The following is a 14,672-nucleotide window of genomic DNA, read 5'->3' as shown; positions in this document are numbered from 1 at the left end:
TTGGTTCAGTGTCGGGGCAATTTCTGGTGCAGTGTCGAGTCAATCCTGCGCACATCCCCGCTGTCACGACAGTGTCACGGCGTGAGGCGTTGACGCAGCCGATGGGAGAGTTCGCGGTGGCGGGCTTGAATGCCTGTCGAGAGAGATTGACGCAGCCAGCGATGCCCGGCGTCATGATGCAGGCGTTCGTGCCACACCAGCCAGTAGGAGAAGCGTTTGATGGCGATGGGCAGCGGGCGCAGCACCAGCGGTAGCTGATCCAGCATGCTGATGGCCAGGCAGCCCGGAACGCATAGCAGCAGATCGCTATGGCAGGTGACACTGAAGGCGGCCAGGAAGTGGGGCTGGCGCATGACGACCTGCCGACTCAAGCCCAGCTCCGCCAGCTTGAGATCCACCGCACCACGCTCATCACCGCCCATGCTGATCAATTGATGGCTGGCGGCGACGAAGTCCTCCAGACTCAATGTCTCCTTCGCTGCCAGCGGGTGGTCCTTGCGCATCACGCAGACGAACTGGTCATCCCCGATCTCGCGCCCATGCACGCCGGCCGGCACCTTGGCGGTGGGCACGCACATCGCAAGCTCCGGCCCCCCTTCCTCCAGCTGTTGTTCGACATTGCCACCATAGGCCTGGATGTCCAGTCGGATGCCGGGTGCCTGGTCATGCAGCGGCGCTATCTGCGGTGCCACGAAGGCGTGCATGCCATAGTCGGTGGTGGCCAGCTGGAAGCGGCGTTGGCTGTCGGCTGGCGAGAATTCGGGGGGTGCCAGCAGTGCGCCCAGCTCCTGGAGCAGGCGCGCGAGAGGCTGTCTGAGCGCCTCGGCACGTGCCGTGGGGCGCAGGCCGCGTTGCGCACGTACGAACAGGGGATCGTCAAAGGCCTCGCGCAGCCGAGCCAGGGTACGTGAAACGGCAGGTTGACTCAGGTTGAGGCGCTCCGCGGCCCGAGACACGCTGCGCGTTTCCAGCAACGCATGCAGCGCAACCAGCGTGTTGAGGTCATGGCGAGCGAGTTCAGCCAGATGCATGGCGGGAAGTTTCCGGTGGTGAAGAGGCCCCGGACGGGGATGAAGGTGCGTATTTTCAACCACGCATGATATCAGTCTCATGCATACCGGAATTCAGTTTCTGTCATTGGTGTGATATCGGGAGCGCGAGTAATCTGGTGGAACTTCGTCGCCGGGGAACGATTGCGGCGACCTGTCGTCACACGGTCAAGGCCTCGGGCCACCTGCCTGATGACGATTCTGATCACGTGACGTTTGACCAGATCATTCGCAAGGAGCATTTCATGCAGACACGCTATTACACGATCACCGACTATCCGAAAGGCACTCCGGAACGCGACCTGTTCACCTTGCGTGAAGAGGCGCTGAGCGAGCTTGGCGAAGGGGAAGTGCGCATTCGCAACCGCTGGTTGTCCGTCGATCCCTACATGCGTGGCCGCATGAGTGGCGCCAAGACCTATATTGACCCCTTCGAGCTCAATGAGCCGCTGCAGGGTGCGGCAGTCGGTGAGGTGATCGAGTCACGCGACTCTCGCTTCAAGACCGGCGACAAGGTGCGTCACATGGGCGGCTGGCGTGATATCGCGCAGCTGTCTGGCGACCAGGTCGAGCCGCTGCCGAGCATCGACGTGCCGGAGCAGGCCTACCTGGGCGTGCTGGGCATGCCGGGCATGACAGCCTGGACCGGTCTGAACATCATCGCCGAGATGAAAGAGGGCGACAACGTGCTGGTCAGCGCGGCCTCCGGTGCGGTCGGCTCGCTCGCCGTGCAGCTGGCCAAAGCCAAGGGCGGGACTGTCGTCGGCATCGCCGGCAGCCAGGAGAAACTGGATTGGCTGGAGGCGCGCGGCGTCAAGGCGGTCAGCTACAAGGGCAAGGACGCAGAGCAGCTGACGAAAGCGCTCAAGGAGGCCTGCCCGGACGGTTTCGATGTCTACTACGAGAACGTCGGTGGTGACTGCCTGGTGGCGGCGCTCAACAACCTGAACGTCGGTGCACGCATCGCCGTCTGCGGCATGATCTCCAGCTACAACGATACCGAGGTGGCGGCGGGCCCCTCCAATATCTCGATGATCCTGATTCGCCGGGCGCGCATGCAGGGCTTCATCGTCTTTGACCACTGGGACAACTACAGCCGCTTCCTCGAGGAAGTGGGGCCGCAGGTCGCCAAGGGCGATATCGACTACGAAGAGACGGTGGAAGAGGGACTGGAACAGACGCCGGACGCCTTCCTCAAGCTGTTCACAGGCGCCAACAAGGGCAAGATGCTGGTACGTCTGTAACCTGAGACGGCAGCACTGAAGCCCCGAACACCTGACGCCTCGCGTACGCGCGGTGCTCAGGCAATCACGAAAGGCTCGCCACGGCGAGCCTTTCGCGTTTGTGAGAAGCTGTCACGTCGCGACGCGATTGGTGATTCACACGAACCAAAGACGTGCGCACTGTGCTCTACTTTCGTCGTAGATGCTGCTCTAGAATGTGCGCAACATTCGTGGGGTGGTGACGTCTTCATTTCGTTTTCGTGTCACCAGGCCCTCACGCGACACCCTGTGTCAGGTGGCGCCTGATCATGGCGGCGTTCTGCATTGCCGCCGTGCCGCCCCTGACTCTGCGAGGAGAGCATCATGCAGGACTTTACCTATCAGAACCCGACCCGCGTGCACTTCGGTGCCGGTCAGATCGCCAAGGTGCGTGACGAGATTCCCGCCGATGCCCGCGTGCTGGTCACCTATGGGGGTGGCTCCATCAAGAAGAACGGCGTGATGGATCAGGTGGAAGCGGCACTGGAGGGCCATCAGTGGTGGAGCTTCGGCGGCATCGAGCCGAATCCGAGCTATCACACCCTGCTGGAAGCGCTGGAGGTCATCAAGCGCGAGAAGGTCGATTATCTGCTGGCAGTCGGGGGAGGCAGCGTCGCCGATGGCAGCAAGTTCCTCGCGCTGGCCGCCTGTCACGCTGGTGATCCGTGGGAGATTCTCGCCGAAGGCAAGCATCCCGAGACGGCATTGCCGCTGGGAGTGGTGCTGACCCTGCCGGCCACTGGCTCCGAGTCCAACGGCAATGCCGTGGTCACCAATTACGAGACCCACGACAAGCTGCCGATGTTCAGCGAACTGGCCTACCCGCGCTTCGCGGTGCTGGACCCGGCCACCACCCTGACCCTGCCGGAGCGCCAGAGCGTCAACGGTGTCGTCGATGCCTTCGTGCACGTCAGCGAGCAGTATTTGACCTACCCGGTCAACGCGCCGGTCCAGGATCGCTTCTCCGAGGGTCTGTTGCTGACCTTGATCGAGGAAGGCCCCAAGGTACTGAGCCAGCCGGATGACCTGGCCGTGCGCGCCAACATCATGTGGGCCGCCAACCTGGGCCTCAACGGGCTGATCGGGCGTGGTGTGCCGCAGGACTGGGCCACGCACATGATCGGTCACGAGATCACCGCACTGCACGGTGTCGATCATGGCCGCACCCTGACCATCGTGATGCCGGCACTGTGGGAAGAAATGTTCGAGGCCAAGCGTGCCAAGCTGGCGCAGTATGGTCGTCGTGTCTGGGGACTGGACGGTGATGACGAAAGCGTCGCCCGCGCTGCCATCGACAAGACGCGTGAATTCTTCACCCGCATGGGCGCGCCGGTATCGTTGAGCGAAGCCGGCATCGGTGCCGACAGCATCGACCAGCTGGTCGACAACCTGGCACGTCATGGCTTCACTGCCATCGGCGAGCACGGTGACATCACGCCGGACGTGGCGCGTCGTATCCTGACCCGCGCTGCCTGATCACGCACGTCAGTCAGGGCGCAAGGCAAGCCTGAAACCCCTCGTCACCTCTGGTGGCGAGGGGTTTTGCGTATGTCCCCTTGGCGGCGGCTTGCCGATTGCCGGATTGCGTCATGTCGCAAGGCAGGATTCGCTTCACGAGACGTCGTCGCCGGGTTTATTTTGTTACTCTATAACCTTTTGCACGCCTTCATCCTGCGGAGAATTCAGCATGTCTCTGGCTTCACGCGGCGCCGATACCGGCGACGCCTCGACGGATTTAGCACGCCACACGCGGATACCGGTGCATCTGATCACCGGCTTTCTGGGAACCGGCAAGAGCAGCTTCATCCAGGCACTGGTCGCGGCCAAGCCGGCGGATGAGCATTGGGCGATCCTGGTCAATGAATTCGGGCAGGTAGGGATCGATCAGGCGCTGTTTGCCGGACGCGAGGATGTCAGCGTCAAGGGGCTGCCCGGCGGGTGCCTGTGCTGTCAGCTGGCCTTCGTGCTGCAGGCGGGACTGGTCAGCCTGATCCATCAGACCCGTCCTGATCGTCTGATCATCGAGCCCTCGGGGCTGGGACATCCCGCAGGGTTGATCGATGTACTGCGCAGTGAAGGGCTGGCCTCCGCGCTTGAGCTCGAGGAGGTCATCACCCTGCTGGACCCGCGTGCACTGGACGATACCCGCACGCGTGAACACGGCACCTTCCAGGATCAGCTGACGCTGGCGGGGGGCGTGGTGCTCAGCAAGCGGGATCTGGCGACTGATGAGCAGCTGGCGGCCGCGCATGAGTTTCTGGAAGGGATGTGGCCGCGCAAGCGCTGGGTGGGTGAGCTGGGCAGAGCCGACGGCGAAAGTCAGCCGGCCCAGGCACGCATGGACGGTCAGGAGGTCGCGCTGATCGATTGGCTGCTGCCAGCAGGGCGTGAATCCCATCGCCAGGGCGGCTTGCACGCCAGCGACGCCCATCACGTCAGCGAAGATCGTGAGAACCAGCCCGAGATCAGCATGCCGGCTGCCCATCGCGCTGCGCGGGATAGGGCGCGTCTGGCGCAGGAGACTTCCACCAGTGAAAAGACGTCAGCCTCAGGCGTGATGCCATTGCCCGGCGCACCGGTGATCGAGCAGGCCGAAGGGCTTGAGCATGCCAGTCTGGGATGGCGAATCGTGGCGGGCGAGGTGTTCGATCTTGATCAGCTGACCCGGTGGCTGGATGGACTGCCGCGCGACTGGCGGGTGAAGGGCATCTTTCACACGACGGAAGGCTGGCGCAGCTATAACCGTGCCAAGGGACGAGCCGAACTTGCGCCTTCCAGCTGGCGCGAGGACTCACGACTCGAGTTGATCGCGCCGCTGGAGCAGCAGGGGCAGGAGGGGAGGGCGACTGCGTTGCCGCTGGCGGATTCCCGTCAGCTGAATGCCGCCTTGCTGGCCTGTCGCAGCGAGGGTGCCGCCAGGCCCTTCAATTTCTTCGGCGAGTGAGCTGAGATCTATCCCTCAGGGGGCGTCTCTCACGTCAGGCGCTCCCACTCGCCGATCAGGCGCAGGGCCTCTTCGCTTGAATTGCCACACAGCTCGATATCGAAGTCGAAGTTGCCACACACGGCCGGTCGTTGTGGCGTTCCGAACAGCTTGCACAGATTCTCGTCATCCAATTGCACGCAGCGCACGCCTGCCGGCTTGCCATTGGGCATGCTGGGAATCGGGCTCGAGATGGAAGGCGCGATGCAGCACCCCCCGCAGCCGGCGCGGCAGCCGGATGCGGGAGTGGCCGCGAGGTGGTGGGCGGTCTGCGTCATGATGTGGCGGGCATTTCCTCATGCTCAGGCAGCACCAGCGGCTGGCGGGCGGTCTCTGGCGTGTGCCGCGCGATGGCGCCCTTGTTGATCCCTTCATAGGCTTCGACGCGAATGCTGTCGCCGCTGTCGAGAGCGATCTGGCGCGCCAGCCAGTCGGCGATCCACTCGATGGTGGTCGGTGTCGGCAGCAACCAGACCTGCTTGCGCGGCAGGCGAATGCGGAATCTGCCCTGCGGTGCCTCATAGCTGAATACCAGCTCACGGCCGGGACGGTCGATCAGATCGCCTTCTTCGGCCAGGTAGCGGTCATTGAGCTTCTCGGCCCACTCGGCTTCCAGCGCCGTGTCCCGCAGCCCATTGCGTTCGATGACCAGCGGGGAGCGGTGACCATGCGCGATACGCTGACAGTTGCCGCTGTGATGACGCAAGCCATGACTGTAGGTGTAGGCGGCACCCTCGATGCACTCATCGCGCAGGCGCACGCGCAGCGCCTCGACGCGCGGCGGCAGGCGGCGCGTCAGCAGCTTCTCGAAGTGGTTGGCCAGCACCACGGTGGTGACCTCGGCCACCGGCAGCAGGCAGAAGGCCTGGCGCGGGCCGCGCACTTCCATGGCATAGGGCTGGGTGAAGCGCAGACACAGTCCTTCCGGGCAGTCCGTGACGCTCACGCCGTCGGCCTGACTGGGCACGATCAAGGTGTGATCGGCGTCCTGGTCGATCATGCGCTTGGCCCACGGCTTGACGTCGCCGAAGTCGAACAGCATGCCGTCATGGCCGACGGCGCCGTCCAGCTCCAGGTCCAGATGCTGACTGATGCCATGCAGGCCGCGAGTATTGCTCCACACCGAGGCATCCACCGCGGTGAGGGCCCTGACGAACAGGGTCTTGGAAGTCATTGCCGTCATCAATCGATACCACTGATCTTGTGAGTCTGCAGCGATAGCTGCCACTGGGGATTGGCCATGCAGTAACTGACGCACTGGTTCATCGGCGTATCCGTCGCCAGTACCTCGCGATAATGCTCGCGAGCGGCGGCTGGCGCGGGCAGGGCATCCAGGGCGGCGGTATCCAGTGGCTGCAGATAGAAGTGTGCGAAGTCCAGACTGACGAAGCGCTCCGGCAGCGCCTCCGGCTGCGGGTAGACGAGCTTGAGCTCATCGCCGCCGGTGAGGACCAGCTCGCTGGCACCCTTGGGGCTGACGCATAGCCAGTCGATGCCGGCGGGCGGCGCGACGGTGCCGTTGGTCTCCACCGCGATCTCGAAGCCGCGGGCGTGCATCGCGTCCACCAGTTCGCGGTCGAGCTGCAACAGTGGCTCACCGCCGGTGAAGACCACATAGGGCGTGGCGATGCCGGAGTGTTCCGGCCACAGGCTGGCCAGGAAGTCCGCCAGCTCGCTTGCGGTGCGGAACTTGCCGCCATTCTGGCCATTGGTGCCGACGAAATCGGTGTCGCAGAAGCGACAGACCGAGGTGTCGCGATCCTGCTCACGACCACTCCACAGATTGCAGCCCGCAAAGCGGCAGAACACGCTGGCGCGCCCTGCGCGAGCACCTTCGCCCTGCAGGGTGTAGAACGCTTCCTTTACCGTATACATCAGAGAGTGCCTGCGCCCTTGGCCGAATCGGCCGTGTCATACCCGAGCGGATCGCTCAGCCCATGGGCGGCGAAGGCAGCGAGGCGCTCGCGGCAGCTGCCGCATTCCCCACAGGCCAGTTCACGGCCTTCATAGCAGGTCCAGGTCTGGGCGTAATCGAGCTGCATGGCGATGCCGGCGGCCAGAATCTCGTCCTTGCTGGCGTGCAGGAAGGGCGCGCGAATCTCCACCGGCGAGAAATTGGCGATCGCGGCGACGGCATTTATCTTCTCGACGAATTCCGGACGGCAATCCGGGTAGAGCACGTGATCCCCGCCGTGGGCACCATAGAAGCACACGTCAGCCTCGATATTGACGGCCTTGGCGATCGCCAGGGACAGCAGGATCATGTTGCGATTGGGCACCACGGTCGAGGTCATGGAGTCCTCGTCGTAGTCGGCCTTGGGCATCGTCTGGTCACTGTTGGTCAGCGCGGAGTTGTCGATCAGTCCATGGATGGCGCGAATGTCGACGACTTCGTGGGCGACGCCCAGTGACTCGCAGACCTGGCGTGCGACGTCGAGCTCACGCGAGTGGCGCTGGCCGTAATGGAAGGAGAGGGCGTGTACCTCGAAGCCTTCCTTCAGCGCCTGGTGCAGGACGGTGTAGGAGTCCATGCCACCGGAGTAGATGACGACGGCGCGGGGGCGCTCTGCAGAGGAGGCAGGAGCGGATACAGCGGAATTCGGGACGTTGAGAGTCATGACGGAGAATTTCTTTGACCGATGGATTCGGCGCCCGGGATCCGGTCCGGGCGAAACGGGCGCCTATCCTACTCTTCCCGCGGTGTTGATGCCACCAGGACGCTTTGAGGCCACCAGGACACTTTGATGCCCACCAGGACACTTTGAGGCCAGCAGGACATTCTGGATGGCCGGGAGGCGCGTACCGCATTGGCTCAGGAAAAGCGTCGAGACATCGCAAGCGTTGATGGGGCGAGAAAATAGCCTTGGTACCTGCCCCATGCCCTGACATAGACTCAGTGTATTAGCGAAAGATTGCAGTAATGGTGAAAGTGCAGGACATGCCGTTGAAGTGAGACATGGCATGTGAAGGACCGGAGGTGGGCTCGATGGCGGTAACGGTTGCACCGTCAGCGGGCGGGATAGCAAGACCCTTATTCATTGTGACTGCAGTGGGGTGAGCGTGCCTCTCGATATTCTGATCAAGTTGTTATCCTCCATCGAAGAGCCGCTGTGGATCTTCGACCGCTTCGGCCAGCTCGCCTGGAGCTCACCCCGTGCCCGTCAGGCAGAACACCAGCCTGAACTGCCGAGAACCCTGTCGCATCTGCCGGAGCCCTGTGGGCTCAGCGGCCAGCCGGGGATGTGGATGATGGGGATCGACGGGGAGCTGGGCCACTGGCTGCTGGTGCAGCAGGCCAATCTTCCCTGGCGAATGGCGGTGTTCGATGAAGAACGACTCGTCGCCTATACCTGTGGCTGGAAGGAGCTGTTCGGTGAGGCGCGTCCGCGGCTTGAACCAGTCAGTGAGCGCCGCGTGCGCCTCAAGGCGCCGTTCTCGGGTCTGGCCGAAGCGCGCGCTGCCGGACTGGACGACAAGGTGCTGATCGCGCTGCGTCGACTGCAGCCGATCAACCTGCTGTCGCGTGATCGCTTCAATGCCCAGGTGGACGAGCTGCTGTCCGGTGAGGCGGTCGATGGCGGCATCATCTATCTCTCGCTGACCCATCTGGAGATCATCAACTCGGCGCATGGCGCGGAGCGTATCGACCCGCTGCTGGAGCGCGTGGCGGAAGCGATGTCGTTGCAATACCGCGATGCACTGGTCTGTCGCCCTCTGGGCAATGCCTTCGCGCTGTTCTTCACCGGCGATGAAGTCGCCCTGATCGCGCGGGCCAGCGAGCTGTGCGAGCAGCTGGTCACGCTGATGCGCCTGGATGGCAAGTCCTTGCCCGTCACCGCGCGGGTGGGCATCAGCCTGGCGCCTCAGCACGCGCGTCGCGCGCATCGGCTGCTGCACCTGGCTGAACTGGCCATGCTGCATGGCGAGCAGGACGATATCGATGTCTGCGGGGCCTGGCATGTCTTCTCGCCCGGTGCCCACATGCGTCACCTCAACGATTACCGGCTGACCAGTGACCTGCGCGAGCATCTCGAAGAGCTCGATCTTGCCTTCCAGCCCCAGTTCGATCTGGCCAGTGGTCAGGCGGTCGGCGTGGAGGTGCTGGTGCGCTGGGACCATCCGGAGCTCGGGACCATCGGGCCTGGGCGCTTCATTCCGCTGGCGGAGCAGTACGGCTTGATCGGTACCGTCGGGGCTCGTGTCATGGATGCTGCTCTCAAGGCGACGCGGGATCTGGTGACCCCGGACGGCAAGCCGCTGTCGGTGGCGATCAACGTCTCGGCCCAGGAATTTCGTGACCCCGGCTTTCCCGAGCGAGTCTCACAGGCGCTCGCCTTGCACGACTTCGCCCCCGAGCGGCTGGAGCTGGAAATCACCGAGTCCTCACGGGTGCCGGATCTGGATCGCGTCGTCGAGCGCTTGACCGGTCTGATCGACCGAGGCGTCAGGCTTGCCATCGATGACTTCGGGACCGGCTTTGCCTCGCTGCTCTATGTCCGGGATCTACGCGCCTGTCGCCTCAAGGTGGACCAGCAGTTCGTCCGCAGCCTGGATCATGATGCGCGTGACCGCGCCATCGTCTCGCATGCCATCTCGTTGGCCGATAGCCTCGGCATGGAAGTGCTGGCCGAGGGCGTCGAGACGGTGGAGCAGGAACGCCTGCTGGTGGAGATGGGTTGCCATCTGGTGCAGGGCTTCCGTTACGCGCGGCCCAAGCGCCTGCCGGAGCTCAAGCAGTGGCTTGGCAACAAGCCCTGCATTCGCCCCTGTCCCGGGGCCGCCTGAGCTGACGGGTGCAAGCCCTGTCTGGCACAGGAAACGAAAACGCCCGTCATGCGACTGCATGACGGGCGTTTTCGTTTTTTCTTCGGTGCTTCATGCAGCAGAAGCGGGCGCCAGACAGGCAAGTGACGCGCTCAGCTGCAGGTCTTGCCGTAGCCGTACATGTTCTCGAAGCCCGGAATGCGCTGCTCCCACACCGGCGGAGTCCCGACGACTTCCTGCAGGCAATCACTGAAGCGACGCGTCTTCTGGGGAAGATACTGGCGATGCGGGTAGACCAGATGGATGGATGGCAGCGGCTTCATCGGCACGTCGGTAAGCAGCGGGACCAGCTCGCCATTCAGTACCTCATCCTTGATGTTGATGGCGGAGATCATGCCATAGCAGGCACCGGACTTGATGGCTCCGATCAGCACGTCGGCATCATTGACCTTGAGGCGAGAATCCAGCGCCACCTTTTCCTCGACGCCACTTTCACTGCACACCCGCAGGCGGTCGAGAATGAAGCCATCGCGTGAATAGACGGCCGCCGGCAGCCCCGAGAGGTCCGCGGGGGTCTTCGGCATGCCGTGGCGTTCGATGAAGGCAGGCGACGCACAGATCAGATGGCGATGCGCGGCCAGGGGGCGCGCGATCAAGTTGGAGTCTTCCAGTTCCGACATGCGGATGGCGAGATCATAGCCGCCACCGATCAGGTCGGTCAGGTGGTCTTCCAGACGGACTTCCACCTGGGTATCCGGATAGCGCTCCATGTAGAGGCGCACCGCCTGAGCCACGTAGGTGCGACCGAAGTGGCTGGGGCTGGTGATCTTGAGCACCCCTCGTGGCCCGTCCTGGTAGGCGCCCGCGACATCATCGGTGTCTTCCAGCACTTCGCGCAGCCGCAAGGCATGCTGATGGATCTCGCGGCCGGCATCGGTCAGGGCCAGCGAGCGGGTCGAGCGGTTGAAGAGACGAATCTGCAACTCTTCTTCCAGACGACTGATCTGCTTGGAAACCACCGAGCGGTTGACCTGACGATGATCGGCTGCCTTGGAGAAGCTCTGTGCTTCCACGACATCCAGAAACAGCAACAAGCGGGATGCTTTATCCACGGTATGACCTCTCGTGATGCAACAGGAAAAGGCTCACGCAGCCGTCCTGCTCTTCAGGGTTGCGGCGCGCTTCAGCAGACAGGGACGCCGCCCGCAGATGGCAGGACAATCGGTAGGGACAGACCGGTCGCCCAGCGGGTCAGCATCGTCAACAGGCGAAGCTTAGCACGCCCAATGTTTCCGCTAATACTACGCATCAACGGATTTTCTCGCCTTCGTGTTGCCGTTACTGCATCAAAGACATGTCTGGCTGGCGGTATCTGCCTGACGGAGGAATCCCTAGAATCAACGTTCAAGCGCTGTCGTCGCGTAGCTCAAGCGCCCTCGTTCTCTTCTTCAGACCAGCGATGCCTGGCATCCTGGGAGTGATTGCATGTCTTCAACTCGTACTTCTTCGACATCCTCGCCTTCATCCTGTCCGAGTACCGGCGAGCTGATGTCCCGTCTCTGGCGTTCCACACTGCCGATGACCATCGGCATCATGGGATTGCTGGGCTTCAATCTGGTGGATGCCGCCTTCGTGTCGCGCCTGGGAACGGCGCCACTGGCGGCTCAGTCCTTCACCTTCCCGCTGACCTTCCTGATCATCGGGTTCCAGGTCGGCATGGGCATCGCCATTGCCGCCATCGTGTCACGCACGCTGGGGGCAGGGGAGGACGCTCGTGCCCGGCGGCTCGGCAGTGTGGTGGTGCTGGTCTCCGGCGGATTGCTGGCACTGTTGATGGTAGGACTATGGCTGATACGTGCGCCGGCCTTCCATCTGCTGGGCGCCAATGACCAGGAGCTCTCGCTGATCGAGCCGTACTGGGGCCCCTGGCTGGTGGCCAGCTGGGTGGGCGCCATGGCCTATGTGCTCTACAGCCTGTTTCGTGCCCACGGCAACACGCGGCTGCCCGGCGTGATGATGCTGGTGACCAGTCTGCTCAATCTGGCGCTGGACCCTCTGCTGATCTTCGGTCTCGGCCCCGTGCCGGGGTTCGGATTGGCGGGGGCTGCCTGGGCGACGCTGATCGCCTTCGTGATCGGCCTGATGGTGACGACCTTCAAGCTGTTGCAGGAAGAGTGGATCGCGGTGCAGGGGTTGGTTCAGGAATGGCGGGACTCCTGGCGTCAGCTGACGGGGATCGCGGCACCGGCCATCCTTTCTCAGATGATGCCGGCCGTGTCCGCCATGCTGGTCACGGCCATCGTGGCGACGCTGGGTCAGACCCAGGTGGCCGCCTGGGGGATCGCCTGCCGGCTCGAGACCTTTTCCTTGATCGTGGTGCTGGCGCTCACCATGTCATTGCCCCCCTGGTTGGGGCGGTGCTACGGCGCAGGTCGCTGGCAGGAAGTGCGCCGACTGATGAATCTGGTCGCCAGGATCGTGATCATCTGGCAGCTGGTGCTGGGCGTGGTGGTAGCGCTCCTCGCCGTCCCCTTGTCCCGGTTGCTGGTCGGCAATGAGGAGGTCGGCGCGGCGCTGGTCCTGCTGATCCCCTGGATGCTGCCAAGCTATGCCTTCCTGGGAATCTGCATGCTGGTGGTCTCGGCCGCCAATGCGCTGGGTTGGCCGCTACGGGCCACGCTGCTGTCCTTCCTGCGTCTCTTCGTGTGCTTCCTGCCAGCCGTCTGGCTGGGCGCTGAGCTCGATGGTCTGCGCGGCGTCGCGATCGGGGCGGCCATCGGCAATCTGCTGGCCGGTATCGTGGCCTGGCGTCTCTATCGTCAGGCGATTGGCGGGCTGGGCAAGCTCTCCCGAGGGCCTGTCGAGAGCGCCACCGCGTGATGCCGATGAGGGTGTGTTCGAGAGGGTGAGACTGCCAGGACGAGTCCTTGACGTAGCGCAAAAGCGGCCATTCTAAAAATGGCCGCTTTTTTGTGCGTAATTGCTGGCAGGTTGGCAAAATTAGCTATCAATCATCTGTATTGGAGGCCAATAACAGAATATTCGTGACGGATTTCGCTCTTATACTGGGGTAATTGAGGTCAAGCCACTGAAGGCGGCGCTGCTGCTCGGGGCTGGATCAAGCGATACGTTTCGTGCGCGGCGCACGGAACCCCCTTTCTTCCACCGCCGAGCGCGGTTGCAGTCACGGAGTAGAACAACATGAAGATTCTTGTGCTCGGAAGCGGTGTCGTCGGCGTGACCAGTGCCTACTATCTGGCGCGTCAGGGCCATGAGGTCACGGTCGTGGATCGTCAGGCCAGCCCGGCGATGGAAACCAGCTACGGCAATGCCGGCCAGGTGTCCTTCGGTTTTTCCTCTCCCTGGGCGGCTCCGGGCATTCCGCAGAAAGCCGTCAAGTGGATGTTCCAGGAGCACGCGCCTCTCAAGATCCAGCCGCGCATGGACCCCCAGATGGCCAAGTTCATGGTCAAGATGTTCGCCAACTGCAATGCGGACCGTTATGCCGTGAACAAGGAGCGCATGGTTCGCGTCGCGGAATACAGTCGTCTGTGCATCAATTCGCTGCGTGAAGAGACAGGGCTGCGCTACGAGGACCGTCAGAAGGGCCTGCTGCAGCTGTTCCGCAACGAGGCCCAGGTCGAGGCCGTGCAGAAGGACATGAAGGTACTGGCCGGATGTGGTGTGCGTCACCAGCTGCTGGATGCCGAGGCCTGCGCCGCCGTCGAGCCGGCCCTGGCGCGCGTGCCGGGCAAGTTCATCGCCGGGCTTCACCTGCCGGACGATCAGACCGGTGATTGCCATCTGTTCACCAACCGGCTGGCGGATTACTGCCGTGACACCCTGGGCGTCACGTTCGTCTTCAATACCACGATCCAGCGCATCCAGCGTACTGGTAGCCGGATCGAGAAGGTGATCACCGACCGCGGCGAGATGAGCGCCGACAGCTATGTGATGTGCCTGGGCAGCTACTCGCCCTTCCTGGCACGTGATCTGGATCTGGATCTGCCGATCTACCCGGTCAAGGGCTACAGCCTGACCGTGCCGATCATCAATGCCGATGCCGCGCCGCAGTCCACGGTGATGGACGAGACCTTCAAGGTCGCGCTGACGCGCTTCGATGATCGCATCCGCGTGGGCGGTACGGCGGAGCTTGCGTCCTTCGACCTGTCCCTGCTCGAGAAGCGCCGTGCGACCATCAACATGGTGGTGCGTGATGTCTTCCCGGAAGCGGGCGACTATGCCAAGGCGGAATTCTGGGCCGGCCTGCGTCCGATGACCCCGGATTCCACGCCGATCATCGGTGGCACCAAGTATGACAACCTGTGGCTGAACACCGGACACGGCACGCTCGGCTGGACCATGAGCTGTGGCAGCGCCAGCCTGCTGGCGGACCTGGTCGGCGGGCGTACGCCCGGCATCGACCCGAACGGGCTGAACCTCGGTCGTTACGCTGCCTGAATGTCATGTGCCGTCGTCAGGGTCTGCCGGTGTCGGCGGGCCCGGATCGCTCCCGTTTCTCGTCTCGTGTCATCAGGGAGTCGCTGAGCACGCTGTCTGGTGACGCGTCTCCCATACGCTTCAAGACCTCTCTTTCATCACTCGATACAAGGA

12 protein-coding genes are annotated in these 14,672 nt (G+C 63.2%); 6 read left to right on the top strand and 6 right to left on the bottom strand.

What is annotated here, in order from left to right:
- Positions 1–74 precede the first annotated feature (74 nt).
- On the bottom strand, positions 75–1,031 hold the full coding sequence (locus tag OW493_RS12855) for a LysR family transcriptional regulator (protein WP_279874577.1): 957 nt from the start codon (positions 1,029–1,031) through the stop codon (positions 75–77).
- Between the two features lie 263 nt (positions 1,032–1,294).
- On the opposite strand from OW493_RS12855, the gene OW493_RS12850 reads away from it, so the two are divergent.
- The 3 genes from OW493_RS12850 (at position 1,295) to OW493_RS12840 (ending at position 5,255) form a co-directional block, all read left to right on the top strand.
- Positions 1,295–2,293 (top strand): NADP-dependent oxidoreductase, encoded by a 999-nt coding sequence (locus OW493_RS12850; RefSeq protein ID WP_077374747.1) that lies wholly within the window; start codon positions 1,295–1,297, stop codon positions 2,291–2,293.
- Positions 2,294–2,635: 342 nt separating this feature from the next.
- Entirely contained in the window at positions 2,636–3,787 is a 1,152-nt protein-coding gene (locus tag OW493_RS12845; protein WP_084208106.1) for an iron-containing alcohol dehydrogenase, read from the top strand.
- A 211-nt stretch (positions 3,788–3,998) separates the two neighbouring features.
- A complete protein-coding gene (locus OW493_RS12840; protein WP_289864353.1) occupies positions 3,999–5,255 on the top strand; it encodes a CobW family GTP-binding protein in 1,257 nt (418 codons plus the stop codon).
- A gap of 29 nt (positions 5,256–5,284) precedes the next feature.
- Here OW493_RS12840 and OW493_RS12835 read toward each other — a convergent pair whose 3' ends face one another.
- Genes OW493_RS12835 through queC form a run of 4 tightly spaced genes read right to left on the bottom strand, consistent with a single transcriptional unit; the run spans position 5,285 to position 7,912 of the window.
- The gene (locus OW493_RS12835) at positions 5,285–5,572 is read right to left on the bottom strand and encodes a YkgJ family cysteine cluster protein (protein WP_289864352.1); all 288 of its coding nucleotides are present in this window, start codon (positions 5,570–5,572) and stop codon (positions 5,285–5,287) included.
- Positions 5,569–6,468: a 6-carboxytetrahydropterin synthase gene (locus OW493_RS12830; protein WP_077374735.1), complete on the bottom strand. Its 900-nt coding sequence runs from the start codon at positions 6,466–6,468 to the stop codon at positions 5,569–5,571. The genes OW493_RS12835 and OW493_RS12830 overlap by 4 nt, the downstream gene beginning before the upstream one ends.
- Before the next feature lie 8 nt (positions 6,469–6,476).
- Positions 6,477–7,169 (bottom strand): 7-carboxy-7-deazaguanine synthase, encoded by a 693-nt coding sequence (gene queE / locus OW493_RS12825; protein WP_289864350.1) that lies wholly within the window; start codon positions 7,167–7,169, stop codon positions 6,477–6,479.
- Entirely contained in the window at positions 7,169–7,912 is a 744-nt protein-coding gene (gene queC / locus OW493_RS12820) for a 7-cyano-7-deazaguanine synthase QueC (protein ID WP_289864349.1), read from the bottom strand. Before queC ends, queE begins: the two co-directional genes overlap by 1 nt.
- 442 nt (positions 7,913–8,354) lie before the next feature.
- Between queC and OW493_RS12815 the strand changes: the two genes are divergently transcribed.
- Positions 8,355–10,079, top strand: coding sequence for a GGDEF domain-containing phosphodiesterase (locus OW493_RS12815; RefSeq protein ID WP_136938702.1), 1,725 nt, complete (start codon positions 8,355–8,357; stop codon positions 10,077–10,079).
- Between the two features lie 131 nt (positions 10,080–10,210).
- Here OW493_RS12815 and OW493_RS12810 read toward each other — a convergent pair whose 3' ends face one another.
- The gene (locus OW493_RS12810; RefSeq protein WP_077374722.1) at positions 10,211–11,170 is read right to left on the bottom strand and encodes a LysR family transcriptional regulator; all 960 of its coding nucleotides are present in this window, start codon (positions 11,168–11,170) and stop codon (positions 10,211–10,213) included.
- A gap of 436 nt (positions 11,171–11,606) precedes the next feature.
- On the opposite strand from OW493_RS12810, the gene OW493_RS12805 reads away from it, so the two are divergent.
- Positions 11,607–12,938, top strand: a complete 1,332-nt coding sequence (locus OW493_RS12805; RefSeq protein ID WP_289864348.1) for an MATE family efflux transporter — start codon at positions 11,607–11,609, stop codon at positions 12,936–12,938.
- Positions 12,939–13,259: 321 nt separating this feature from the next.
- On the top strand, positions 13,260–14,519 hold the full coding sequence (locus tag OW493_RS12800; RefSeq protein ID WP_141392336.1) for a D-amino acid dehydrogenase: 1,260 nt from the start codon (positions 13,260–13,262) through the stop codon (positions 14,517–14,519).
- Positions 14,520–14,672: the final 153 nt, after the last annotated feature.

Origin of the sequence: Cobetia sp. 14N.309.X.WAT.E.A4, from assembly GCF_030397495.1 — a bacterium.
GTDB classification, from domain to species: Bacteria; Pseudomonadota; Gammaproteobacteria; order Pseudomonadales; family Halomonadaceae; genus Cobetia; species Cobetia marina.
Note: the sequence above shows the minus strand (reverse complement) of the source record. Positions and strands in the feature narration are given on the sequence as shown.